27 protein-coding genes, 1 pseudogene and 1 CRISPR repeat array are annotated in these 26724 nt (G+C 28.8%); of the genes and pseudogenes, 5 read left to right on the top strand and 23 right to left on the bottom strand.

What is annotated here, in order from left to right; genetic code table 11:
- Window positions 1-128: 128 nt before the first annotated feature.
- From BN1865_RS18720 to BN1865_RS07315, 4 genes are all read right to left on the bottom strand, one after another.
- Window positions 129-1121, bottom strand: a complete 993-nt coding sequence (locus BN1865_RS18720; RefSeq protein WP_050636592.1) for a Fic family protein — start codon at window positions 1119-1121, stop codon at window positions 129-131.
- Window positions 1122-1458: 337 nt separating this feature from the next.
- Window positions 1459-1950, bottom strand: a complete 492-nt coding sequence (locus BN1865_RS07325) for a cysteine hydrolase family protein (RefSeq protein WP_050636591.1) — start codon at window positions 1948-1950, stop codon at window positions 1459-1461.
- 268 nt (window positions 1951-2218) lie between these two features.
- Complete coding sequence (locus tag BN1865_RS07320) at window positions 2219-3121, bottom strand: helix-turn-helix transcriptional regulator (RefSeq protein WP_050636590.1); 903 nt, start codon at window positions 3119-3121, stop codon at window positions 2219-2221.
- Between the two features lie 507 nt (window positions 3122-3628).
- The gene (locus BN1865_RS07315) at window positions 3629-4624 is read right to left on the bottom strand and encodes a hypothetical protein (protein ID WP_050636589.1); all 996 of its coding nucleotides are present in this window, start codon (window positions 4622-4624) and stop codon (window positions 3629-3631) included.
- 242 nt (window positions 4625-4866) lie between these two features.
- Between BN1865_RS07315 and BN1865_RS19095 the strand changes: the two genes are divergently transcribed.
- Complete coding sequence (locus tag BN1865_RS19095; RefSeq protein ID WP_082189926.1) at window positions 4867-5184, top strand: helix-turn-helix domain-containing protein; 318 nt, start codon at window positions 4867-4869, stop codon at window positions 5182-5184.
- Window positions 5145-5583: pseudogene (locus tag BN1865_RS07310) on the top strand (transposase); the annotation flags it as partial. The gene BN1865_RS19095 and the pseudogene BN1865_RS07310, both read left to right, overlap by 40 nt.
- An 88-nt stretch (window positions 5584-5671) precedes the next feature.
- Here the strand turns inward: BN1865_RS07310 and guaA are convergent.
- The 3 genes from guaA to BN1865_RS07295 all read right to left on the bottom strand — a co-directional run bounded on the left by guaA (window position 5672) and on the right by BN1865_RS07295 (window position 8930).
- A complete protein-coding gene (guaA, locus tag BN1865_RS07305) occupies window positions 5672-6973 on the bottom strand; it encodes a glutamine-hydrolyzing GMP synthase (protein WP_050636588.1) in 1302 nt (433 codons plus the stop codon).
- A gap of 12 nt (window positions 6974-6985) precedes the next feature.
- On the bottom strand, window positions 6986-8176 hold the full coding sequence (locus BN1865_RS07300) for a coenzyme F420-0:L-glutamate ligase (protein WP_050636587.1): 1191 nt from the start codon (window positions 8174-8176) through the stop codon (window positions 6986-6988).
- A gap of 190 nt (window positions 8177-8366) precedes the next feature.
- On the bottom strand, window positions 8367-8930 hold the full coding sequence (locus tag BN1865_RS07295; protein ID WP_050636586.1) for a YdeI/OmpD-associated family protein: 564 nt from the start codon (window positions 8928-8930) through the stop codon (window positions 8367-8369).
- 162 nt (window positions 8931-9092) lie between these two features.
- Between BN1865_RS07295 and BN1865_RS07290 the strand changes: the two genes are divergently transcribed.
- Window positions 9093-9725 (top strand): DUF3298 and DUF4163 domain-containing protein, encoded by a 633-nt coding sequence (locus tag BN1865_RS07290; RefSeq protein ID WP_050636585.1) that lies wholly within the window; start codon window positions 9093-9095, stop codon window positions 9723-9725.
- A gap of 84 nt (window positions 9726-9809) precedes the next feature.
- Here BN1865_RS07290 and BN1865_RS07285 read toward each other — a convergent pair whose 3' ends face one another.
- From BN1865_RS07285 to BN1865_RS07255, 7 genes are all read right to left on the bottom strand, one after another.
- On the bottom strand, window positions 9810-10790 hold the full coding sequence (locus tag BN1865_RS07285; protein ID WP_050636584.1) for a diaminopimelate dehydrogenase: 981 nt from the start codon (window positions 10788-10790) through the stop codon (window positions 9810-9812).
- Window positions 10791-10925: 135 nt separating this feature from the next.
- The gene (locus tag BN1865_RS07280; protein WP_050636583.1) at window positions 10926-11360 is read right to left on the bottom strand and encodes a DUF6773 family protein; all 435 of its coding nucleotides are present in this window, start codon (window positions 11358-11360) and stop codon (window positions 10926-10928) included.
- A complete protein-coding gene (locus BN1865_RS07275; RefSeq protein ID WP_050636582.1) occupies window positions 11360-11560 on the bottom strand; it encodes a helix-turn-helix transcriptional regulator in 201 nt (66 codons plus the stop codon). Before BN1865_RS07275 ends, BN1865_RS07280 begins: the two co-directional genes overlap by 1 nt.
- A gap of 193 nt (window positions 11561-11753) precedes the next feature.
- Window positions 11754-12455 (bottom strand): ABC transporter permease, encoded by a 702-nt coding sequence (locus BN1865_RS07270; RefSeq protein WP_050636581.1) that lies wholly within the window; start codon window positions 12453-12455, stop codon window positions 11754-11756.
- A complete protein-coding gene (locus BN1865_RS07265) occupies window positions 12456-13301 on the bottom strand; it encodes an ABC transporter ATP-binding protein (protein WP_050636580.1) in 846 nt (281 codons plus the stop codon).
- Complete coding sequence (locus BN1865_RS07260) at window positions 13288-13773, bottom strand: hypothetical protein (RefSeq protein WP_050636579.1); 486 nt, start codon at window positions 13771-13773, stop codon at window positions 13288-13290. Before BN1865_RS07260 ends, BN1865_RS07265 begins: the two co-directional genes overlap by 14 nt.
- Entirely contained in the window at window positions 13757-14200 is a 444-nt protein-coding gene (locus BN1865_RS07255) for a LytTR family DNA-binding domain-containing protein (RefSeq protein WP_050636578.1), read from the bottom strand. The genes BN1865_RS07260 and BN1865_RS07255 overlap by 17 nt, the downstream gene beginning before the upstream one ends.
- A 159-nt stretch (window positions 14201-14359) precedes the next feature.
- Between BN1865_RS07255 and BN1865_RS07250 the strand changes: the two genes are divergently transcribed.
- Window positions 14360-14665 carry a hypothetical protein gene (locus BN1865_RS07250; protein WP_050636577.1) on the top strand — a complete coding sequence of 102 codons (306 nt, stop codon included), beginning with the start codon at window positions 14360-14362 and terminating at the stop codon, window positions 14663-14665.
- Between the two features lie 43 nt (window positions 14666-14708).
- Here the strand turns inward: BN1865_RS07250 and BN1865_RS07245 are convergent, their stop codons facing one another.
- The 4 genes from BN1865_RS07245 to tig all read right to left on the bottom strand — a co-directional run bounded on the left by BN1865_RS07245 (window position 14709) and on the right by tig (window position 19648).
- Window positions 14709-15467 carry a MurR/RpiR family transcriptional regulator gene (locus tag BN1865_RS07245; RefSeq protein ID WP_050636576.1) on the bottom strand — a complete coding sequence of 253 codons (759 nt, stop codon included), beginning with the start codon at window positions 15465-15467 and terminating at the stop codon, window positions 14709-14711.
- An 82-nt stretch (window positions 15468-15549) separates the two neighbouring features.
- Entirely contained in the window at window positions 15550-17034 is a 1485-nt protein-coding gene (locus BN1865_RS07240) for a glycoside hydrolase family 1 protein (protein ID WP_050636575.1), read from the bottom strand.
- Window positions 17035-17037: 3 nt separating this feature from the next.
- Window positions 17038-18351: a PTS sugar transporter subunit IIC gene (locus BN1865_RS07235; protein WP_050636574.1), complete on the bottom strand. Its 1314-nt coding sequence runs from the start codon at window positions 18349-18351 to the stop codon at window positions 17038-17040.
- A 346-nt stretch (window positions 18352-18697) separates the two neighbouring features.
- A complete protein-coding gene (gene tig / locus BN1865_RS07230; protein WP_050636573.1) occupies window positions 18698-19648 on the bottom strand; it encodes a trigger factor in 951 nt (316 codons plus the stop codon).
- Window positions 19649-19899: 251 nt separating this feature from the next.
- On the opposite strand from tig, the gene rsmH reads away from it, so the two are divergent.
- Complete coding sequence (gene rsmH, locus BN1865_RS07225) at window positions 19900-20940, top strand: 16S rRNA (cytosine(1402)-N(4))-methyltransferase RsmH (RefSeq protein WP_050636572.1); 1041 nt, start codon at window positions 19900-19902, stop codon at window positions 20938-20940.
- 156 nt (window positions 20941-21096) lie between these two features.
- A CRISPR array of direct repeats spans window positions 21097-21518; the repeat unit is 30 nt; unit sequence ATTTCAAAACATCATATGTTGGTATTAAAC.
- Window positions 21519-21693: 175 nt separating this feature from the next.
- Here the strand turns inward: rsmH and cas2 are convergent.
- Genes cas2 through cas5b form a run of 5 tightly spaced genes read right to left on the bottom strand, consistent with a single transcriptional unit; the run spans window position 21694 to window position 26724 of the window.
- Window positions 21694-21981: a CRISPR-associated endonuclease Cas2 gene (gene cas2, locus BN1865_RS07220; RefSeq protein WP_050636571.1), complete on the bottom strand. Its 288-nt coding sequence runs from the start codon at window positions 21979-21981 to the stop codon at window positions 21694-21696.
- Entirely contained in the window at window positions 21981-22982 is a 1002-nt protein-coding gene (gene cas1b / locus BN1865_RS07215) for a type I-B CRISPR-associated endonuclease Cas1b (RefSeq protein ID WP_050636570.1), read from the bottom strand. The genes cas2 and cas1b overlap by 1 nt, the downstream gene beginning before the upstream one ends.
- A gap of 10 nt (window positions 22983-22992) precedes the next feature.
- The gene (locus BN1865_RS07210) at window positions 22993-23484 is read right to left on the bottom strand and encodes a CRISPR-associated protein Cas4 (protein ID WP_050636569.1); all 492 of its coding nucleotides are present in this window, start codon (window positions 23482-23484) and stop codon (window positions 22993-22995) included.
- 17 nt (window positions 23485-23501) lie between these two features.
- Entirely contained in the window at window positions 23502-26036 is a 2535-nt protein-coding gene (locus BN1865_RS07205; protein WP_050636568.1) for a CRISPR-associated helicase/endonuclease Cas3, read from the bottom strand.
- Window positions 26020-26724: a type I-B CRISPR-associated protein Cas5b gene (gene cas5b / locus BN1865_RS07200; protein WP_050636567.1), complete on the bottom strand. Its 705-nt coding sequence runs from the start codon at window positions 26722-26724 to the stop codon at window positions 26020-26022. The genes BN1865_RS07205 and cas5b overlap by 17 nt, the downstream gene beginning before the upstream one ends.

Genomic DNA, 26724 nt, shown 5'->3' with positions numbered 1-26724 from the left:
TTCTTTTAGGTCTTTGCTGTATTCATCTTATCAAATGAGAGAAAGTTCTTCATGATATTTTCTGCTATTTCATAGAAAAAAAGTTCTTAAAAATATTCCTCTTTAAGAACAATTTGAAAATATAAAACTTATTTTTTAATATATCTCTGGTTTTTACTATTTGGTTTATCTGGAATTGTTCGTATAACCATTTCCAATTTCAGTGCAGGGTCAAGATAGTTTTTACGAAAAGTCTCTCTAGATTTAATACCTAATAATTTCATAAGTGCAATTGTACTGTATGGTACTCCAAAATCCATAACATCAAGTAACTTTTTTGTATATTCAGATAATATATCATCTGGTTTACGAATCTGAATAATAATTTCATCTAAGATTATATTAATTTGTTTTAACATAAATTCAATGAATAGATTGGACTGACCATTTACATGACACTCTGCAATAACTTTATAATATTCACTTTGAAATTTCTCAATTTGACTCTCAATTGGTATATATTCAAATAGTGAATTCCATTGAGCTAAAATAGCTGTATGCCATAATCTCGCTGTTCTTCCATTTCCGTCTGAAAAAGGATGAATAAATACAAATTCATAGTGAAACACTGCACTCATAATCAGAGGATGAACTTTCTTTTTATTTTTTTTCATCCATGAAAATAAATCTGTCATAAGTCCTGGGACAAGATGAGGTGGTGGTGCTACAAAAATGCATTCATCTCCATTAAATACTCCTTCTTCTCCATGTCGAAATTCACCAGCTTTTTCTTCTAAGAATTTTTCCATTATCCCATGAATTCTTTTCAAATCTTTTAAACTGAATGGATCTAACTTTCGTATCATATTATAAGCTTCGTATGCATTTTTTACTTCCTGAATTTCTCGCTTTGCCCCAAAAACAATTCTACCATCAATAACATCTTTTACTTCACCTATTGATAATGAATTTGCTTCTATTTTTAAGGATGAATGGATTGACTTAATTCGGTTGTTTCTTCTTAAATGTGGCTTTGCATCTAAATTATGATATACATCAATTTTACCCATTTTTTCAGATATAGAAGAAACTAAGTTTAGCATATCTTCTGTTATTGAATAGGGTGGTTTATATTCTTTCATCTTTTGACCTCAACTTGCTTATTATCTTACTTATTATGTTACCATATTTATCTAGAAATATACACATTATTTTATATAACTTTCATTTATAGTTTTTGTGATAATATCTCTATTGAATCTATTAAAAAATAGAAAAACTTAATATTTAACTTTGATTATTTCATCATCTTCAAAACTATATAGATACTAATTAGAATCAATGATAGCATCTATTGTGTTATTCTTATTATGGAAATTTACTAAGTATATAATTTTTGGTATCAATGACTTTAAACCATTTTAATGTATACAAATTAATATTTATATTCTAAACCTTTCCTTTCAGAATTACATCAAATTATAAATTTATCAAATCATTTAAACTCATAAGTTTACATCCTTTACTTTCATAATAGTGAAGCATTTCATTAATCTTCTTTTTATCATAACTTGTAATACAATCAGATAAGACGTTCACTTTATAATCTGCCTTACGTAAATTATAAGTCGTTGATTTCACACAAGCAACAGCATCTGCTCCTGTAATATAAAATTCACATATTTGATTTTTAGTTATAAATCCTTTAAACTCCTCACTCGTTAATGCATTTCCTTTAGATTTTATAAAAATATTATCTGATACTATTTTTAAATCAGAAACCAATTCAGATCCAAATGTATTAGGTTTAAAAGTTCTTGTTCCTGCTGATAAATTATAATGTCTTATGTAAACAACATGAATATTATTTTTAACTGCCCAATCTATTGATTTATTAATATTATCAATAATTTCCTTATAATTCTTTGTGATATCATTTTGAATATCTATGACTACTAATGCTTTTTCCATTGCATGCTCTCTCTTTCTTATAAATAGATATTATCAGCACACCATTATGAATGTGTTGACTTTGTCAATAATCAACATATTTAATACTTTAATGCTTTTTTAACTCTGATATCTCTATTTTCACAAAACAATGGAAAATTGATAAATTTTTCAATCCCTACTTTCTTTCCTATACTTTATTTTTACTTAAATAGTCCATTTATTAATAAAAGCATTTTACATTAAATATGTTAAAACTATCATATCATTTATAACTTGCAACAGCGTGTCATGTTCTATATTTTTCTTGGATTTTCTTAGCTCTTTCAGATATAATATTACGAACACTTTGTGGGGAAATGACTTCTACGTTATCACCACAAGAAAGAATATAACTAAATAACAGTTCATTATTGGGCATAAGTGTTTCCACTAATAAACTTCCGTCTTGATTTTTAGTGACTTCATCATCAAACTTCTCGTAAACCTGAACTGACATACTTTTATCAAATAAAAGTGTAACTTGAATCATTTCCATTTCAAATTTTTCTGTTCTTATAAAAATCTCATTTGGTATATTACGTATAAATTCATCATCTGTCATCTCTAAATCGCGAATACGGATTAACTTGAAAAAACGATAGTCATTTCGTATAGAACAATATCCATACAAATACCAATCATAAGACTTGAAAACAAGTTTAAGCGGTTCAACCACACGCTTAATACATTCTCCTTTCCCATTATAATATTGAAATGATACTTTTTTATTTTTAAAGATTGCACTTTGTAATATATGAAAAACTTCTTTTCTTGCACCACTTTTTGTCCAACTTGAAAAATCAAATTCAAACCAATTTGTATTTTGTTTTTGAAACACACTACTAAGTTTTGCTAAAAGAGCATCTGTATCCCCTTCTTCTATAATTCTGATTCCTTGTAAAGCCATCAAGATTTGTTTCTGTTCTTCTTCACTTAGAATAGATTTATTAAGTACAAAATTTTCTTGAATAAATATTCCACCACCTTTGCCTTGTGCAGCATATACTGGTATTCCTGCTAAACTTAATATATCAATGTCTCTATAAATAGTTCTCACGGATACCTCAAAATGTTCAGCCAATTCTGGTGCAGTCATATGACCTTTTTGTAGCAAAAGATAAATCATTTGAAAATATCTATTATCTTTCATAAAATTTCACCTCTTATTCATTACACTCAACTTAGTATTGATATTCATATTTCAATTGTGCTTTCTTAAGTTTAAAAAATAATATTAATATGCTCTGTTTATATTCAAATTTTCCATTAATCAGTATCCCAAAAAAATATTTATAACTTTCATTACTCATAGACATGACAAAATATTAGATATGTTGATATTAAATTCAGTTTGCTTGAAGTAGGTACTGTGAATTTGCTGGGATTTCAAAACATCATATGTTGATATTAAATCGAGACTAAGTTTCATAGAACAATTAGGGTCTTGAAATTTCAAAACATCATATTGTAATTTAGATGACTATAAGCATATGGAAAAGTATTAAGCAATTCTTTAGATTTTATTGATAAACTAAAAAATTAGTATATTAAAACATAATGAGTAAGTAAAAACAAAAAATCCACAACCTTATATAAATATCTTCAATCTTAACTGTATAATTTACACTCATTTTAATAACCATTATTTAAAACAAAACTATTCTTGACTTCTAATAAACACATACATTTTAGCACCATCAAAAGAAAAATTGTTATTTTCAATATTTTGGAAATTATCTATTCTATGATAATCAGTTTTATCCAAAGTACTATAAATTTTATTATAAAGGTCTACTTGATCAAGAACTTTTAAATTCTCTAAAAGTTGTAAAATTGTTGATTTATTTAATAATGTTCCAATATGAAACTTTATAAGATTATCTCCAAATTGTTGTAAGTTATATGCATATAAACAATCTTTATATGTTGGACTCTTATAATATCGGTAATTACCTTTAATTGGTGTTCCTTTGGCAACATTTTTATCTGAATATTTAACAATCTTTGAACTTACCTTTTTATATCTCGTCCCCGCAGAATTCAATTTTCTTGTCAATTTCATATTAGTATATGATAGTAAATCAGCAGGGCAATAATACATATCATAAGATGATTTACATTTATAAAAAACTCCATATGAGGATACTGACTCTATATCTGCATTATATAAAATATCATTAACTGTCCACTTCCCAACCATTTTATCTTTACATTTAACCTTAAAAATTGGGCGTCCTTTTAATAAAGCAAATTGATCAACATCTACATGAAATTTCCCAAGATGAGGATCGAATGCTTTTTGAAATTTATTCTGCATATATGTTATTTTAATACCTTTTTTTGAATATATAATAAAAGCTAAATCAGATAATTCACATTGAAAGTTTATTGATGATGGACTGACATTAAGAATTTCTGAAGTTCTACCCGCTACTGTAAAGATTCCAGTCATACGTTTTCTAAGTATACCTTTACTTGAATTTTCATAAATAATTTGTCCTTCATCTTTATGAAGAATAGTAATATCATATAATGTGGAATATTTTTTCAAATTCACAAAACAGTGTTTTAAAGCATAGAATAATCCAACTTCATCTGATACGCCTTTACTCATATCTTTAAATTCATCACTTAAATCTTTACCAAATCCCATTTTTAACACCTCACAAGTTTTTGTTTATTAATAATAATTATATCATTCATATAACAATAAATATATACAAATAATACTCACATGAATATTTAATACTACAACTCAATTGAAAAACTAAATTCCACCCCTAAGCTGATTTGAGTGGAATTTAATTCTTCAAATATTTATATGGATTTTAATCCTACAAAGCTTTATCATATTATTGGATATCCTTTGTTTGTTATCTTTGGAGCGTGAAATCTATGAAAAACAAACATTTAAACCAGCATGATAGAATTATCATTGAAAACAGCTTAAACATTAACCTTTCCTTTAAGGCTATTGCCCTAAAAGTCGATAAGGACTGTACTACCATATCCAAAGAAATTCGTCATAATATGGTTCTGCGTGATATTTCCTGTTACGGTCGTATCTTCAACAACTGCATCCATCGTGGTACCTGTCAAAAAAATTTGTCTGTGATTCCTGCAAACTCAAAAAGCCTAAGCTATGCAGATCATGCAAATTCTGCAGAAATGACTGTGATAATAATACTATGTTCGATTCTCTTGTCATTTTAGAAATGCTTGATAACTATGAAATCTATCAGAATCTATTGAAACTTATACATGAAAAACATAATGACTACAAAAAAGAATTAAACAGATGGCTTGATTATATCTTTGATACTCAAAATAGTTATTATCAGATAACTGCTAAAAACTTTAGAAAGAGATGGTTTATTCCTCTTTTATGTTCATTATCCTATACAACCATATACAAAAAAAGAAACAAATCATATAGAACGAGCTTTAATAATGGATTCATTGAAGGAATGAATAATAAAATCAAACTTGTCAAAAGGAATCCATATGGTTTTTAGATATTTCTACAATTTAAGAAAACGCATATTTTTACATCTTGGATATAGTTATACTTTTACTTATAAAGACAAAAAAGGAATCCCTATTTTTCAATAGTTATTCCTCTACCCTCCACTCTTGACACGGAACTACAACATACATCATTACGTCTTGTTTTTTTGTGAATTTTTAGTAAATTTATATACTATTCCCATTCAATTGTCGCACATGGTTTAGGTGACATGTCATAACATACACGATTGACATTAGGCACTTCAGCCAAAATACGATTAGTAATCTTCATTAAGATAGGCCAATCAATTTGTTCAACAGTTGCAGTCATTGCATCCACAGTATTAACTGCACGAATAATAACTGGATAATCATAACTACGGGCATTATTTTTTACACCAACTGATTTAAAATCAGGGACAACTGTGAAATATTGCCATACTTTTTTATCTAAACCTGCTTTCGCAAATTCATCTCTTAAAATAGCATCACTTTCTCTTACTGCTTCTAAACGATCCCTTGTGATTGCACCTAAGCAACGTACACCAAGTCCTGGACCTGGGAATGGTTGTCTATAAACCATTTCATATGGTAAACCAAGTTCAACACCACAAGCACGAACTTCATCTTTGAATAATTGGAATAAAGGTTCAACCAATTCAAATTGTAAATCTTCTGGTAGTCCACCAACATTGTGATGTGATTTTACCATCTTAGCAGTCTTTGTTCCAGATTCAATGATATCAGGATAGATAGTTCCTTGAGCTAAGAACTCAATACCATCTAATTTTCTCGCTTCTTCTTCAAAAACACGAATAAATTCAGCACCAATAATCTTACGTTTTTGTTCAGGATCATCAACATTTTCTAACTTTGTTAAGAAACGTTCTGTTGCATCAACATATACCAAGTTTGCATCTAATTGATTTTGGAAAACTTCCACAACATCTTCAGATTCACCCTTACGCATTAAACCATGATTCACATGTACACAATATAATTGTTTACCAATTGCTTTCACTAATAAAGCAGCAACAACTGATGAATCAACTCCACCTGATAAAGCAAGTAAAACTTTTTTATCACCAACTTGATTTCTAATAATCTCAACTTGATCATTAATAAAGTTTTTCATATTCCAATTCTTTTGAGCATGGCATTCATTGAAAACAAAATCAGATAAAATATCTTTTAACTCATCTTCATTAGCAGGATATGTTCTATTATCGACTTGAGCCAACTTATGTTCAAATGCAAGAATTGGATATCCAGCAGTATATAATTCACTAACCACATCAATTTCTTGTCCATCAATAACATTATTTGGACCACCATTAATAATAACACCTTTTACATTTGCTAAAGCATTTAATTCATCAACAGTGATATCATGTGGTTTAATTTCACTATAAACACCTAAATCTCTAATACAACGTGCAACTGTTGTATTTTCGTGACTACCTAAATCTAAAATGACAATCATATCTTGTTTCATTTCTTCTTCTCCTTAATCTGTGAAATTATCAAAATAACCTTGAACCAATACAATTGGCGTTCCTTTATCACCAGAACCACTTGTCAAATCACATAATGAACCAATCAAATCAGTTAATTGTCTTGGTGTTGTTCCTTGAGAGGCCATATTTCCAACCAAATTATCTTCTTTTTCTTTAATACTCTTTGCAATAGCATCTCTTAATTCTTTACCACTTAAATCCTTAAAATCATTATCAGCTAAATATTTTAATTTTAATTCATTAGGTGTTCCAATTAATCCTTTTGTATAAGCAGGTGAAACAACAGGATCAGCTAATTCCCAAATCTTTCCTTGAGGATCTTTAAAAGCCCCGTCACCATAGACCATAACTTCAACATGTTTATCCGTTAATTGTAAAATTTCTTTTTGAATATTTTCAACCAAGTCCTGACATTCTCTTGGGAATAATTTAATCTTATCTTCAGTAGATTTATTAGAACCTAATAAACCATATTTTTCATTATATCCACTTCCATTAACAGATGCAGTTAAGATATCATCTAAACCACATACAGCTTTTGCTCCTGCTTCTTTTAATAGACGTTTTGTTCTTGCACGTGTATGTATATCACAAGTTAAGACACAATCAGTATATTTGACAATTTCTTGTGCACGATTAGCAAAAATAATTTCTACTTCTGCACCGGCTTCAGTAATAATATCTGAATAATATTGTACATAGTCAACACCTGTAAATTCATGTTTGTTTTCGCCAAACAATTCACGATATTTCTCTAATGTTAAAACATCACTATAAGGATTGATTCCAGCATCATCTAATTGATCATAAGTTAATAATGCATTTCCTACTTCATCGCTAGGATAACTTAACATCAATACAACTTTTTTAGCCCCCATAGCAATTCCTTTTAAGCAAATCGCAAAACGGTTACGTGACATAATTGGGAAAATAACCCCTATTGTTTCTCCACCTAATTTTGCTTTCACATCATCAGCAATATCTTGAATTGATGCATAATTTCCTTGTGCTCTTGCAACAATTGATTCTGTTAAAGAAATAACATCTTGATCTCTTAAACCAAAACCTTCACTATATGCTGCTTCCATAACACTGTCTACAACAATTTTACATAAGTCGTCTCCTTCTCTAATGATTGGACAACGAATTCCTCTTGAAATAGTTCCTACTCTTCTATCCATATAAGTACCTTCCTGACTTTCATATTAATATACAGTGCTATTATAATATAATTCACCCCATTACGCTATTATTTTTTATCATAATCACCAGAATTTGTCTATAAATCGACAATTTTTCATTTTCAAATTGCTTCATATAAAAAAAGAAGTTCATAAAAATATCAACTCCTTCTTTTGAAATCATTCTCTTTTACATAGGTTTTAAGTTCTTTTCTAAACGTTCTAGCATCCAAGTTAAACGCTTAGCACGACCAGCATCAGTTTTTGCATCAAAGTATGCTCTTGTATAAGTCTTTTGAACAGATAAAGACATGTTTAAAAAATTGGTATATGCCAATTGACTTTTCTTAAGTAATTCTACGACTTCATTTATTTGTTTTTCTGTAACAGCTGATGGTCTTGTTGCAAGATTCCACTGACCATTTTTCTTTGCTTCCTCAATTTTTATTCTTCCAAAATCAGTCATGATTCCTTTTTGTTCTAAACTCTCAGCAAGTTCCTTATTTTTTAAAGACCACTTGCTGTGAGGTTGACGTGCTGCAAAATATTTTTTATAAGAATCATCATCAATTTTCTTCATTAATCCATCAATCCAGCCATAACAGAGGGCTTCTTCCAAAGCCTCACTAGCTTTTAATGTTTGTTGTTCTTTGGTTTTAAAAAACAATAACCATACCCCTTCATGTGATTGGCAATTCTGAGATAACCACTTTCTAAAATCTTCACGTGTTTGAAAATATAATGGTTTACTCATAGTTTATCCTCCAAATGATGATTGGTAATAAAATTATATCATACTTATGATTTCACTCAAATCAATTTCATCATTGTTTATAAACAATTTATCTCATATTCAAATGATAATCATGCTATATTGAAGACCTTTATCATATGTATATGTATTGGAGGGATTAATATGGATGGATTAACTTGTATGAAACGATTTGAAATTCATGAAGATTATTATTATGCAGGAATTAAGGTGGTATCATGTTCTCTTTTTTATCCTCAATTGACTGGACATAATCCGGCACTAGATACTCTTAATAATCAATATTATTTACAAGCAATCAAGAAAAAAGACTATTGTACGCATGTCTTATACCCTAATGCAGTTCAAGCTTTTTTACAAGGTTCAAAAGCATTTCCTTATGAGATGATAGTGACAATAACATTGACATTGCAAACAAATGAAATTTTAAGTTTTTATCAACAGGAATATCTATATACAGGCGGTGCTAATGGTCAAACAACAAGAATTGGTCAAACAATCAATACATTCACTGGTCAAATCAAACATTTATGTGACTTTCTGATGGATAAAAAGAATTGTGAAACTTGTGTTAAAAATAACATCATTAAACAAATAAAAACAAGTGATGATCCAAGTCTCTATTTTGATAATTATCCTAGTTTGATTGAAGAGACTTTTCACCCACAGAACTTTTATTTAACAAGTGAAGGAGTCGTTGTTTTCTTTGCCTTATATGATATTGCCCCACATTCTACAGGCATCCCAACATTTCTTATACCTTACTCACAATGTTAAAGCAATGAAAATGAATATGTTTGTTCATAAAGAAAAGGATCTCTAAAACAAAGATCCTCTTTTTTCATAATCATTCTTCATTCATTATAATAACTTTTTACGTAATTCTTCGCCAGATTCAACATGCAAATAAGCAGGTGCAATATCAAAGACTGTCTTGCAGCCACATTGTCCTTCTTGATGCAGGTGATAAGCAGCTCTTGCATAAGCAACCAACACACTAGATGTAAATTCTGGATTTGAATCTAATGTTAATTTATATTCAATAACATGTTTGTTTTCATAATCAAATCCTGTTGTTCCACTTCTTAAAACAACACCACCATGAGGAATTCCTTGATGATCTCTCATTAATTCTTCTTCACTAATAAAATGAACTGTTGTGTCATAATCAGCAAAATAGTTTGGCATTGTTTTAATAGTTTCTTCAATGACTTTTAAATCTGCCCCTTCTTCTGCCACAACAAAACATTCACGTGTATGTTTTTCTCGTGTTGTTAAAGTTGGATTTTCACCATTACGAACACTTTCCAATGCTGCATCGACAGGAATGGTATATTGTCTTGCATCTTTAACACCTTCAATTCTTCTTATCGCATCAGAATGTCCTTGACTAACACCTTTTCCCCAGAATGTATAATCGTTACCATGTGGTAAAATCGCTTGTCCATATAAACGATTTAATGAAAATAAACCTGGATCCCAACCAACAGAAATAATACTAATATGTTTTCCTTTTTCACTTGACTGATTGACATTTGAAAAATGTTCAGGGATTTTCGCATGGGTATCAAAACTATCTACAACATTAAAATATTGAGCTAATTCCACTGTTTGTTTAGGTAAATCATTTGCACTTCCACCACATAATACAAGAACATCAATCTCCCCTTGCATATCATAAAGTTTTTCCATATCATAAACTGGCACATCTGTATGTGTCTTGACTGTTTCAGGATTTCTTCTTGTAAAAACACCTGCTAGTTCCATATCTTGACTATGGTGAACTGCACATTCCACACCACGTCCAAGGTTACCATAACCTACAATTCCAATTTTAATCATACTTTCACTCCTCACATATGTGCATATTCTACCACTTTTTAACAAAAAAATCACCTATAAAAAGAATGTAATGATTATCTTTTTATACATATCCAAATAAAAACACCAAGACTTATTCTTGATGTTTTTAAAATATTATTCTTTTTCTTCATCCTTCTTTATTTTTTCACCTAACATAAATGAAACACTATAAGCCACAATTGCACCAAACAAACCACATCCCAAATCAACCATAATTGTAAACAGATCAAATGCTTCACCTCGAAATGCTTGGATAAATAATAACAAACATACAACTGCACCAAAAACAATAATAGCAGTTTTTATATACTCCTTTTGGCTCGGTTTTGCTTTCGGACTCCAAATTCCTTTTTTAGCACAACCTACAGTCATACTTACTGCTAAAATCATAAATAATAACCATTCATAAATAAAACTTTCTGATGGTTTTCCCAAAATGAGTTGAATTAAAATCATAGCAAGTAAGCCCCAAAAAGCCATCCAAAAACCATAGTGTTCAATCACATACATATCATGTTCTTGTCTTTCATCAATTATTTGTTTTTTCATTACCTTTCCTCCTCCCAAAACAAATCATTTAGTGTTACATCCAATGCTTTACATATAGCAATACATAATTGAATACTTGGATTATAATCACCTTTTTCAATAAGATTAATTGTCTGACGTGAAACACCTATGAACTCTGCTAACTCTTTCTGACTTAAATCTTTACTCACACGAGCAGATTTCATTTTAAGATTTTTCATATCCTACCTCCACCTATATAGTATAATAAAAATGTCATTATGTCAAATATATATTACTTTTTAGACATTTTCTTATATAGCAATAAATCAACTTATCATCAAAACATAATCAAACTGGCATGCTTGTATTGACTTTTGAAATATGTTTAAGCAAAAACTAACTAAAAAAAGTAGCCTTATGAAGACTACTCAATCATGATAAAAATTTTCTTTTTTGAAATAAATAGATATAAATAACAAGTAATACAAATAAATTAACAAGAATAATTAAAATGGCCTGAAATGGAAAATTTGTTAATGGGAGTTGTGTTAATAATTCATTAATTTGCTGTGTATAAAGAAATCCACACCATTTTTTAATGCTTTCATTAAACATCGACAACATTGGTACAAATGAGCAGATAAGCATGGCTGGTACAGACAATGAACTCGCTGCCATCTGATTTTTAGAAATCATACCAATAACACTTCCAATAAAAATAGAAATGACCATTCCTAAACTACAAATTGCAACAAAATAAATAAGTTGCATGCCTTGATACCCACCAACAAATCCCATGATAAGTAAGCCAATAATACAACAAACAATCACATAAATACTAATACCTAAGATATATTCAATAGGCTTAACATTAGACATAATCAACATACTTAAACTACCCGTTTCTTTTTCTTCACTCATAATACTAGATAAAACAATAATTGGTGTCATACCAACATACATACTGGCAAAAAGAATGACAAAATATTCTGCTGGAACCATATTATTGTTAACAGAACTTGTCAATACAACTGCAATTACAGGGAACATTACAAATTGAATCAAAACACTTTTATTTTTAAAAGTTTCTTTTAATTGTTTGACAAGTATTGCTGCTATGATGTGTAAACTCATTTAATCCAACTCCTTTCCTGTTAAAGCTATAAAGACATTGCCAAGCGTTGGTTCAGAAGAATGAATAGACTGAATATTTTCTGACTGAAATAATTGATAAATTCGCTCAGCATCCTTTTTATTATTATTAAAAATATATTTTTGATGATCTTTTGTTGTAATTGTTACTTTATTTAAATCATTATGCTTTTCACAAATTGCTGTAGGTGTATCACATTCAATGATTTTCCCTTCATTTAATAAAGCAACACGATGACATAATTTCGCTGCTTCTTCCATATTATGAGTTGTTAAAAAAATGGCTGTCCCTCGATCTCTTAATTCTAATAATAAAGTATGAATTTTCAATGTTGTTGCTGGATCTAATCCAGAAGTTGGTTCATCTAAAAAAAGAATTTGCGGCTCATGCATGATAGCACGGGCTAATACTAATCGCTGCTTCATCCCTTTTGACAATTGATTAACTGCTTTTTTTCTATCATCATAAAGTTGAACTTGTTTTAAAACAGATTCAATTTTCTGGCTATCTAACTGATAAATCGAGGCATACAACTGTAAATTGTCATAACAGCTTAATCGATCATATAACCCATCTTTATCTAAAACCAATCCAATTTGCGTATAATCTTCTTTCGCTAATTTTAATGAATCCTTTCCTAAAATAAAAGTATGTCCACTATCTGGAATATATTGTCCTATTAGAATTTGAATCAATGTTGTTTTACCCGCACCAGATGGCCCAAGTAACCCAAAAATCTCTCCTTTTTCAATATCAATACAAATATCATTTAAGACTTGTTTTTGATGAAATGTTTTATGAACATTTTCAATTTTAATGGCGTTCATCTAATTGTCCTCTTTTCTTAAAATCTTTTAATAATTCCTGATATTCTCGGTTTTTTCTTCTTGTTGTATAAACACTAATTGAGACTGCAGTTGTAAAACAAATCCCAAAAGTCACAAAAAATCCAATCCAAGCTTCTAAATTTGAAAATGGGAACCAATTAAAAACATAAATATAAACAATAGTTATTAAAATAACAATAATTAAACGTAATATAATTTTATAAAGCAATAACATCTTTTTCATAAATTGAGGATAATCAAAAACCGTATTAATAATTCCAATAATGAAACTTAAAGAAAAGACTTCAAACAGTGTTGAATAACGAATACTCCCTTCTTGAAAAAGCGATGATATAGGAGTAAGTTGTTCACCCATAATACTCCCTATAATACAAATAAACATAATGCATACAAGAAATGAAATTGCTGTTTTCTTCATAAGTCCAACAATTGTATTAATCACTGTTTCCATATGTTTCTCCTTTCAATTTTTTCTTAAACTCTTTTGAGTATGTTCTTGAAACTAAAATTTGATCACCATTATCTAAGTAAACCATAATTCGCGAACCAATATCTGCTTTTAAACTTTCAATATGATTCATATTAAAAATAGTAGATTTATTGGCTCTGACAAAATAATGATTTAATTTTTCTTCAAGCTGATACAACCATAATGATGATTCATAACAATCATCATAAGTATAAATGAATGTTTGTTTATCAATTAAATCAATATAATAAATAGAATCAATGTCTAATAAATATTGCTTACCACGCTTATAACCAACAATTTTTGTACCTATATTATTCAGTAATGATATAATCTTTTGTTTTTCATTGCCATCATCAAATTGAATGATGATTGATAAATCATGGGGGTTCGTATCTTTAAATTCCATCTCTATACACTCCTTATTTGCATTATAATCATAATCACATTTAAAATCCACAAAAGAAAACTCACTTACATGAAATATCAACTAAGTGACATCTTAAGAAATCTATTTTTTATTTTCATATGTTTATGTTATAATAAATCAAGTGAGGTGGATAATTTTATGTTAGCTAGATTACATGTTATTTTAGCAAGTGAAGATGAAGCAGATTATCAAAAAGTTAGAGATGAATTGTATAATATTAATTCCGATTTTTCAATTTCTCCTAGTCGTGAATACATGGGATTAAAAGGTCATAGTGAATTTTATATCACTTGTGACTTACAAAAGAATCAAGTTCAACCTTTGCTTGACCAATTGAATAATGATTGGGATGGTGAGATTGATGATTGCATATGTTATGGTTTTAATACCAAGATGTTTGATTCGCTTGTCTATTATTTAGGGTTTACACTATTTGATGAATAAGAAAACGTATATACACATAATTTACAAATATGTATATATACGTTTATTTTTTTGCCTTTGAAATCATTTGCATACTTGCAATAAGAATATCAACAATATATCGAATGGCAAACTTATTATATCTTAAATCATATGAAGGAACGATAAGTCGATTTTTAGAAAAAGGCATTCTAGCATTACAAGTGATTAGCCATGTTTTGACATCAGCTTTTAAAAGACGAGAAATAATTCTTTTATTGAGTTGAAATATTGTGCCATTGGTACTTAAAATTAATAAAAGATGTCCTTTTTCAAAGCGGTATTCTTTCATAAAATCAGCATCACAAATAATAACTGGAATATACAAAGCACTTAATTCAACTTGAATGACATTACAAAGAGAGCGATTATCACCTTGTGCATAGAGATAAACCTTTTGACTACAAAAAATATCATTAATAAGACGATTGAGATCGGAATAATTTATCGTTTCTCCAACATGAATAATTGCATGTGAAATACCATCAGCAAACTGCTTTGCATTTTGTGGCAAATCATATTCTTGATGAAAGAAGATAGGTTTATCTCGATATGATTGACTATAATCAATACAAGCATCTTTAAATTCTATATATGAATGGAAGCCAAGATGTTTTGCACATTTTGATATTTGACCTTTAGATGTATAACAATTTTGTGCGACTTCATCAATTGTCATATGAGCAACTTCATTCATATGAGATTTAATATAGTAACAAAAGACGTACATTGTTGTATGGGTATCAACACTATTAAGCACTTCATTTAATTTATCAATAATCATATTGCTATCCTCTCCCTCTTTTCATTTATTATACAGGAAAAACTCTTGTAGATATACACAAGAGTTTTCATTATCTGTTTTTTTAATCTAAATCTTCTCCTTGAGATGCAATGACTTTTTGATACCAATAAAATGAATCTTTTTTATAGCGTTGCATTGTTCCATGTCCATAATCATCACAATCAACATAAATATAACCATAGCGCTTTGTACGTTCAGAAGTGCCGGCACTGACAATATCAATACATCCCCATGATGTATATCCAATGACCGGAATTCCCTCTTCGATACATAATTTCATTTGCTGAATATGTTCTCTAAGATATTGAATACGATAATCATCATGGATTTTTTTATCTGTTGTAAGTGTATCATATGTTCCTAATCCATTTTCTGAAATAATAATTGGTTTTTGATAACGGTCCCATATCTCATTAATTGCTATTCTTAATCCTATTGGATCTATTTGAAATCCCCAATCAGTCACTTGTAAATTTTTGTTTCTTACCTTTCTCGGATGGAATTCATCAATAACTTCACTTTCTGGGATAAAAGCAACTAAAGAATCTTCATTTTTTGGATTTGCACTTGTACATAATGAGTAGTAATAACTAAACGAATTAAAATCAACAGTATTTTCTTTGATGATTTTTAGATCATTTTCTTCTATATGAATCTGGATTTGATTCTTTTTTAAGTATGCATAAAAATATGTTGGATATTTTCCTTTTGACAAAACATCTAGGAAGAAATAATTAATACGATTAGCCGTTTGTGCAGCAATGATATCTTCAGGTGCATTTGATTTTGGATAATATAATGATAAGCCTAACATTGATCCCATTTGAAATTGAGGATTGATTTGCTTTGCAAGTTGTGTTGTTAAAGCACTCGCTATAAACTGATGGTGTAAAGCTTGAAAGATTGTTTGAAGTTCATTATTTGATTTTTCAACGAAAATCCCACCACCAGTATAAGGGAGATGTAGTGACATATTAATTTCATTAAATGGAATCCAATATTTAACCTTTTTTTGATAACGTTTAAAAACAGTCTTAGCATAGTTAACAAAGAAATCGATACATTTCCTATTCTCCCAGCCATTATATTCTAGTGAAAGATGTAAAGGCATTTCATAATGGGATAATGTAACTAATGGTTCTATACCGTATTTTAAACATTCATCAAAAACATCATCATAAAATTTTAGTCCTTCTTCGTTAGGTTCTAGATCATCACCATGGGGAAAGATTCTTGGCCAGCTAATGGACATTCTAAAACATTTAAATCCCATTTCTGCCATTAAAGCAATATCTTCTTTGAAGTGATGATAAAAATCAACTCCCCATCTTTTAGGATAATATTCATCATCATGCTGGTGATGAATAATTTCAAGTGCTTCTTCATATGTGACTGTTTCAGTATTTCGACCTTGACTCACTTCTCTGGGTACAAACTTAACCATATCAGCAGTACTCCAACCTTTCCCGCCTTCATTATATGCACCTTCTAATTGATTAGCAGCAGTGGCTCCACCCCATAAAAAATCTTTTGGAAATTGACTCATACATTATTCTCCTTCATAACTTTCAACATTTTGTTTATTTGCCATTTTAACAAATGGAAGATAAATGAGTACACATATTACAAAAACAATACAAACTGATACTGCAGTTTCCCAAGAACCTGACGCAGATAAAAAGGCTTTAATAGGCTGTGGTGTTGTCCATCCTACATCCAATGTACCTGGTAAAACAAATCCTGTAGAAATCATTAATGCTCCTAATCCCATTGATACAATCGGACTGAGAATAAATGGAATAACAAGAATTGGATTTAAGACAATTGGTAAGCCAAAGATAATTGGTTCATTAATACAGAATAATCCTGGAATGAGTCCGATTTTTGCTGTCTTAGTATAATCATCTCGTTTCCAATCTTTTTTTCTAGATAAAATGAGAATGGCAACAATTAATGCTAGGGTATTCCCTGTTCCTCCAATACATCCATAATTTTCAAACAATGCAAACCATGTATACGGATATGGTGAACCAGCAGTTGTACCTGCAGTTGCTGCATAAGATATATTTGCAATATTCATAGATGCATAGAGTGTTAAATAAATAGGTGAAACTGTAAATGTTCCATGAATTCCTACTGACCATAAAATCATTGCCATGAGAATCAGTAATAACGGTGTAAATGGTGTTGCTCCTAATGATTGAATTGGTGCCTGTAATAATGAATATATGAGAGCATTTAATCCTAATGGTTCAATAAATGATACACAATATGATAAAACAGATGCTAAAATAATGAGAATTGCCGAAGGAACAGCTACCATAAACGATTTTGCAACTTCTGGTGGAACTTGTTCTGGCATTTTGATTTGTAATTGATCAACCTTAACCAATCGAGCAAATCCATACCCAATTAACAAGCCAACAATAATTGCAACAAATATACCATTAGCTCCTAAATAAGAATCTGTTAACATTCCTTCTACCTTCGGCGGATATAAAACAAAGAATGCTGCCAAAGCTGTCAAACCTGCCTTTAAGCCATCTTCATGATATTGATTAGCCATATTTCGAGCAATTAAGAAAACAATAAAGACAGCCATTAAATTAATAGTGCCATTCCCAACAGGTGAAAGAATAGCTTGAAAATCATCTAAGTGAGGAATAATCTTCACTAAAAATTGACCAATAAATCCTGTTGAACTCAGTAAGACAACATTAATACAAACAACTATCGATCCTACAAATGTAAGTGGAAAGATTTGTATAAAGGCATCACGAATAGCAATCAATCCTTTGATACTGTTGAGTTTTGTTGCAAAAGGCATAAAATACTTTTCAAAAAAACGATTCAAACCTTGCATATCTATTTCCTCCTATAATTTTGATTTGAAAAGAGTTTATATTGACATGTCATTATTGTATTTATTTTATTTCTTATCATAAGAGTGATCAGTTCTTATAAAATGTATTTCCCCTCTCTTTTCACCTTTATTATAGAAAAAAGAGAGATTGAAAGCAAAAAAGTTTCCAATAATGGAAACCCTTACATTTATGGCTGCATCTATTTTATCATTGTTAATAAGTCATAAGATAAATGATAGATTTCAAATATTGTATGATATTATCTAATATATTTTCCTTTAAAGAAAACCTTTTTTAAAAGAAAAAGACTCACTTCCTTAGAAATGAATCTTTCGTTATATATATTTAATTGCTAATTTGAGCACTTTGAATAACCAGTTGACTTGCTTTCATACGGTTGTAATCACGTTTTAAATCATCAGGTTGAATTCTTGCTAAAACATCTTCCTTAGTCATTTGATTTTGTTGAGCTATCATTTCAATTTGTTGATCAACTTCTTCATCAGTTGTTGTTAAATTTTCAACTGTTACAATTTCATCAATAATAGCTTCAAAAATAGCTTGTTGTTTAGCTGATGGTTCTAATTGTTGGCGTAAGGCTTCTTCATTAGCACCTGTCATTTGTAAATATTGTTCTAATTGCATACCTTGTTGAGCTAACTCCATACGGATATGTTGGATATGTTGTTCCATTGCTCTTTGAATATCTTCATCACTCACTTCTACTTCACTATCTTGAATCAATTTATCAAAAATAGCATTTTCTACATCAGTTCTATATTTTTGATCATGTTGTGATTGTAATTGAACTTTCATTTGATTTTGTAAATCTTCAACTGTTTGCATATCTGGTACATTTAAAGATGCAACAAACTCATCATTTAATTCAGATTCTTGTTTATTTTCTACTTTATGTAATTTCACTTTGAAGACAACATCAGCACCAGCTAAATCTTCCATACCATAATCCTCTGGGAATGTAAGATTTAAATCTTTTGTTTCACCTTTTTTCATTCCAATCATTTGTTCTTCAAATCCTGGTATAAATTGACCTGAACCAATTTCTAATTGATGTCCTTCTGCTTTACCACCTTCAAAAGCAACACCATCTTTGAATCCTTCAAAATCAATTGTTGTCATATCTCCATGAGCAACTTCTCCATCTTTTTCTACAAAAGTTGGATTTTGTGCAACCATTGCTTCAATTTGTTGATTAACTTCTTCATCAGTCGCAATATGTTTTTCTACTTTTACTTCAATTCCTTTGTATTGACCTAATTTATTAACTTTTCCCATACCTATTTCCTTTCAATTTGAGATGTGCCCATTGTAACACAAATGATATATAGAAATCAAATTTGTTTCATATATAAACAAATTATTTATATCATCAGATTGAAAATGGTTGGACCCAATTTAATGAAACAAAATATATCCTACATTATAATTGTATTATGAATAAACTTTAAAATGACTATAGACATATGAGATTCTAAAATGATAATATATCTCTTGTAATTATAACAAATAAAGAGAGGCATACTATTATGGAACCTAAACACAAAAGAAGAGTAAGATATAGTGGAACACATCCAAAAAAATTTAATGAGAAATATAAAGAATTAAACCCTGATTTATATCCTGAAACAATTGAAAAAGTTATAAAAAAAGGGAGTACACCTGTCGGTATGCATTTATCTATCATGGTTAATGAGATTTTGGAATTTTTAGATATAAAAGAAGGTCAAATTGGATTGGATTGTACTTTAGGATATGGAGGACATACTTTAAAGATACTTGAATGTTTGAATCATACTGGTCATATGTATGCTTTAGATATAGATCCAATAGAAAGCGTTAAAACAAAAGAAAGACTTTTTAATAAAGGATACGGTGAAGATGTTCTTACAATCAAACAATGCAACTTTAAAGATATAGATTATGTATCAAGAGAAGTGGGTTTATTTGATTTTGTGTTAGCTGATCTGGGCGTCTCTTCTATGCAAATAGATAATCCCGTAAGAGGATTTTCTTATAAAAAAGAAGGTCCATTAGATTTAAGATTGAATCCTCAAAAAGGTATTCCCGCATCACAAAGATTACAGGAATTATCAAGAGACCAATTAGAACAACTTTTTATTGAAAATTCAGATGAACCTTATGCAAAAGAAATAGCAAAAAATATTGACTCTTTCTTAAAATCTGGTCATCCAATTCAAACAACGACTGACTTATATAAAATTATAGAAAAAAGTCTTTCTTTTATTTCTATAAACGACAGAAAAGAAGCTGTCAAAAAATCTGCTGCAAGAGTTTTTCAAGCATTACGTATTGATGTTAATAATGAATTTGATGTCCTTATCGAATTTATGGAAAAACTTCCTTCTATTCTTAAACCAGGTGGAAGAGTCGCAATACTTACTTTTCATTCTGGTGAAGATAGAATTGTTAAAAAAGCTTTCAAAGAAATGAAAAATCTTGGTATTTATAGTGATGTTGCTAGAAATGTTATAAGACCTAGCAAAGAAGAATGTCATATTAATAGTCGTGCGAAATCGACAAAAATGAGATGGGCAATAAAGGCATAAAAAATATTAAGTAGATAAAACCATAAAGTATTTTATAGAGTAATTTCAAATAGCAATAAAATATGAGAATTCAAAGCTATTGTGTTTATCAATAGAATTTGTATTCTCTCTTTATTATTCTACGAATCAGGTTAATAACTTTTTAAAATTAAACTTGATTCAAAGCATCATATGTTGGTATTAAACGTGGAAAAGTACAGGAAGAAGAAATCGTCAAAGGAAATTTCAAAACATCATATGTTGGTATTAAACATGTTGGACTCATACAATAATCAGAAATTTAATTTATTTCAAAACATCATATGTTGGTATTAAACCTTATATATACCAATTGAAGAAATAGACTCAACTGGATTTCAAAACATCATATGTTGGTATTAAACCTTGTTAAACCTAATATTTACAAATTATTACAAAATTTCAAAACATCATATGTTGGTATTAAACTTATCTTCCTTGAATTTATGATTATAAAAATATGCTATTTCAAAACATCATATGTTGGTATTAAACGCAGCGGCATCAAACGAAGAACTTGGGCTGACCAGATTTCAAAACATCATATGTTGGTATTAAACCTAGATAAATCAATAACTTTACAATTAACACAAATCAAATAACACCGATATAATCAGCGCTTTTCAGATATTTTACCAGGTAAAAATGGCTATCACGTCAGCAACCACTAAAAAACTAAATTTATTTGATATATTCAGCGCTTTTTCAATTATAAAACTAATTTCGCCTGGTAAATTATATGATTAATTCATCACTCTCACTCTTTTTATTTCCTAAAATTTCTTCATCAAAGACATTTTCATTAAATGTTTTTATAATACATATAAAATCTTCATCCTTATCAATAACATTGTTCAGTTCAGTTTTTAAAGAAATCAAATTTGATGGAGTAATATCACCTCTAAAGACAGAATATTGAAAATGTGATAAATATTTTTTACATATTTTAAAGACCTTCTGTACACGTTTTTCTCCAATATCATAAAATACTATTGCATAATTATAATTATACTTTTTCTTCATTATTGACCTTCTTTCAATGAAAAGAATTCAAAATCTCTATCTTCTAATAAGTATTTAATTAATTTATAACAATCCATTTTAATAGCAGTTTTATAAGTCATTTTACGATTTAGTTTCTTATTTACAAAAGTTTTATCTAATCTTTCTTCAAAAGCCTGAATAAATATTTGTCTTCCTGACTCATTAAGAATACAATAATTAACTTTCTTTTCAAAATGATCTTTTACTCTTAACTTTTTATTATTAACTAGATCAAATATTGTTTTAAAAACAATAATAGGTTTAAACATTTCGCTGATATCTAAGCTTAATGAAAATCTACTTTCACTTGGTTCATGAAGATAACTAATTGTTTGATTCAAATGTGTCTGATATATAACAGAAATACACTTTGTATACAATAAAGAATTTCCAAATGAAATAAGAGCATTAATTGGATTATCTGGTGGTCTTCTTACACGCTTATTAAGCATGAAATCATCAGGTAAAATAAATTGGAAAGTTGAATAGAATCGTTGCCATAACTCTCCTTCTAATAGCATAATGGATTGAATATCTGTTTGTTCAAACAATAATTTCTTAAAGTCTTTACGAATCCAATCTATAGTTTGTTTCACCTCCTTGACATCATGTTTATAATAATGATATAAAACTTCATCAATATTGACAGCAATAGCCTTTACAATTTTCTGTGCAATAATAATTCTTTTTTCTGAATGATAAGATTCAACTTCTTTAACCAATAATCTTCCACTGTTATACTGTTCTCTTGGATAAAACGTTCCAGAATAAAATCCGTAATAATTGAAAAAATGAATCACTATATTTTTACTAGAAAGATAATCAAGTAGCTTTGTATTTATTGAAATCTCATTCATACAATAAATTTCTTTGATGTTTTCTATTGGCAAATAAACATTCTTCTGATTTTTTCTAAAACATAACGAATTATCTTTACGACTCAATTCACCCATACTTGTAATATACTTTGTTGATCCCATTTTCTTTCTCCTAGATATAACAATATTCGTAATAAGCACATTTTTTACAATGTTTCTTTTCTACGACATCAGGAACTTGTTCACTCTCTAACAAACTTTCAATTTCATTCATTTTTATGAACAATTCTTTTTCTAATTGAGCATTTAATTCAATAATTACAGTTTTCTTTTCTTTATTTTTCTGAACAAATTCCAACTTACCTTTTCTTTCTATTCCCTTTTCTTTGAGTTTATATAGATAAAAAATTAATTGCCAACGACTTGCTTCTACATCTGCATCACTTTTTTTAGTTTCTGTAAGATATTCTTTTGTCAACTTATCCAATCTAATATTCTCAATAGCAATTTCAGCATTCTCATCATTTAAATACTTACTTTCATGCAATGCTTTTCCTATTTTGACATCTTCACTATTATTCTCTAAATTAAGCCTATGAGCATGTAAATAACATTGTCTTGGACAGTGAATATAATAATTCATTAATGTTCCATTCACCTTCATATTCAGACTTCCTTTCATTAAATAAAAGCATAATTTAATTTCCCTATTTTATCCCTATCTAACTTTCCATCAATAAAAAATTCACTTGCATCTTCAATACAACGTAATTCACCAATAATATCATTATAATGAAGATCAACATTGTTCTTTAATCGATATGTGAAATAATTTAATTGACTTCTAATTTCAATCAATTTCACTTGTTTCTCAGAATAATCCATTTCACAATTAAATAATAAATCTTTGTAACGATTCCAAACATCCCAACCATCTAGAATTTCACCATCTTCTAATTCTAGTTTTCTACATAAAACAACATCTATAGACCAATAATTATCGTCAATCAATTTCATTCTTTCAGATATCAGTGGGAAATTTAACTTATACACAAATTCATTAAAAAAACAATCAAGTCCATTTTCATCAGTACTTTCATTTCTATTATTCTTCATAGTTTTCATAACTCTATGATAATATTGAGGAAAATCTTTATGTGAAAGAATCATTCTCATCTCATCACTTTTTAAAGTCAGAGATTCACTATTTCTGAAATCTTCACGATAAAGCAACTTATAGGAATCTAAATCAAAAAAATAGACATCACCACTATTATTACAAGAGCGATTAATTCGTCCAAGAAATTGCTCTTCACTATCAAGTAATGAAATATTTTTATATCCGATATCCATATCAATATCAACACCTGCTTCAATAACTTGCGTTGCAACAAGAATAAGACCAGATGTTTTACCTAATTTAATCGGTTTTAAAATTTTTTCACGTTCTATAAGAGAATCATCTCCTGTTAAGCATTTTACATCCACAGTGATATCCTTAGATTCTAATAACATTTTATAGAACTTATATGCTGTCTCTTTTAATATAAATTCAACTAATATTTTCTTATCCTTATTTTGATGGCTTAATATATGATTTTTTAGTTTTTCTAAGTCTATTTTTTCATCTAATAATTCATAATGAAGCTTTACTCTATTTTTAAATAAAGTATGCTGATAATATAATTGGCAATTAGGTAATAAGTGTTTTATAACATGACTTTGTCCAGATAATTCTTCTAAATTGGGAAGTGTAGCAGACATAATAATAATTTTCATATCCATTAAATCTGCACATGCTTTTAACATAATAATCATCTCTGACCAGATTTTATTTTTATAACTCTGTATTTCATCTAATACAATCACTGATTCAGACAATTGATGAAATCCAATAACATCTTCTTTTTGAAATCCAAAAAGCAAGTTAAAAAAACTGACATGTGTCGATAAAATGAAAGGATAATTTAAAAACTGTCTATCCAACAATAATTTTTGATAGAAATCTGATGAATCATCAATATCCAAACATTGGATATTACTTTGAGGAAGTGGTGTCAATGAATTCACAACAACAATTTGATTCTGATATTTTTTATCAGGAAAAAGTTTCTTCAATTCTTGTCTGTTTTGTTCTACAAGTGTATTGAAAGGGTAAATATAGAACATTTTCCTTCTACCTTCCATTAGATGAAAACTAAGATTAACTGCTGTGTTGCTTTTACCACTACCAGTAGGTGCCTCTAAAAAATATATAGATGCATCTAAATTATCCAATAAACTTTTTTCTGCATCTAAAAACAATTCACTTCTTAAATGATTCATCTCTGTAATATCATCTAAATGTTTAATTGTTCCTTGATAATCTTTTTTTTCATATTCTCTTATTGATTTCATTAAATTACAATTATCATACTCTTTTTGAAAGTCTTGAATAGAGAGCACATCCCCTATAATGTTATAATCATATCCATTCATAAACTCACTCGTTGCATAGTAATCACTTGCGACTAAAAGTGAATAAGATAAACGATAGTAGAAATAATGCACAGCTGATTCTTCAAAAGAATATTTTGGTTGATCATCATAAAGATGATTTGCCAGTAATAAAAGCTTTCTTTCATTTATATACTTTAGCCCACTATAACCATTTAACGGATTTGATAATAAGTTCTTAATGAAATATTGTGTTTGTTTATCTTTTAAACGTTGTTTAAACTGTAATAAATTTTCTAAGTGGCTATGATGTCTAGCAATAATATATGCATGTTCAAAAATAATTCTTTCCATTATATATTTATCATTCTGTACTAATTGACTATTCAATGATAGTTTATCAAGAAAATAATCCAAATAAATAATAGCTGAAAAAAATGAATGCTCTGACTTTGTCAATCCGCTATATGCTTTACCAACACGATTATGCATCTTTATTCTTTGAAATTCAGGATTGATTTTTCCAAAATCATGAAAAGATACAAGTTGAATCATTAATTCTTTTAAAAAGTCAAAACTTGCATTCTCATTTTGAAAATGCAAATTTTGCTGAAATCTTTGAATAATTTTTTCTACATTTTTTTCATCATATAGTTTTTGAAAATAATTTTGACATTTCTCAATATGCTCTTTTAATAATTCTTTTTTATCATCATGAGTATGTGCATAGAATAGGGAATGTTCATCGATAATTTCATTATAATCAATAAAATGTAACATTTTCTTCTCCATCAGAAAATATAGGAACATGACTATTTTTGACTACAGCATCAGTTAATAACATTTTTTCTAGCTGATAATGATTTGTACTTTCTTTTAAACTCATTGGCAAGTATTCTTCATATTTAAACATTGCTGTTCGCCAATTATATTCTATCATTGAAGCCAAAGATAAACTATGTATCTGTATGTCTTTTAAATCTTGTTCATGAAGGTCAACTAATTTTGCATCTTCTATAATCGCAAGATGATCATTTTTACCAAGATATGGTGTATAAATACATTGCTTATTCAAAATCATTTCTGCTAAGTTTTGACTCTCTTCATTATTTATTTGAACATAGATATGCCATTCTGGATTTTCTAACCATTGTTCTTTCACAACAAGGTTACCCCCTTGTTCTTGAGATGCATATCCTACAGAATTATTAAAATATTGTATTTTGCGATAAAAGTGTCCATTTTCCTTACTTGGAACTATTGAAATAGAGAGATCTTTTAGTTTATTGTAGTATTGAGGATAAGTATCGAATTCACTTTCATAACCTTGATAACCAAGTATAGCTCCAAAAAGTCCTAACAAGGCTGGTTTATGTATATTGCCATATGTAAAATAGTAATAAGTATTTACTTCTGGATTTTTAAAGAAAGCTGTTTTCCCTTTTAAAGTAAATTTCAAAGCTTTCAT

Origin of the sequence: Candidatus Stoquefichus sp. SB1, from assembly GCF_001244545.1 — a bacterium.
Lineage (GTDB): Bacteria > Bacillota_I > Bacilli_A > Erysipelotrichales > Coprobacillaceae > Stoquefichus.
The sequence above is the reverse complement of the archived record's forward strand: the minus strand, read 5'-3'. Positions and strand labels throughout refer to the sequence as shown.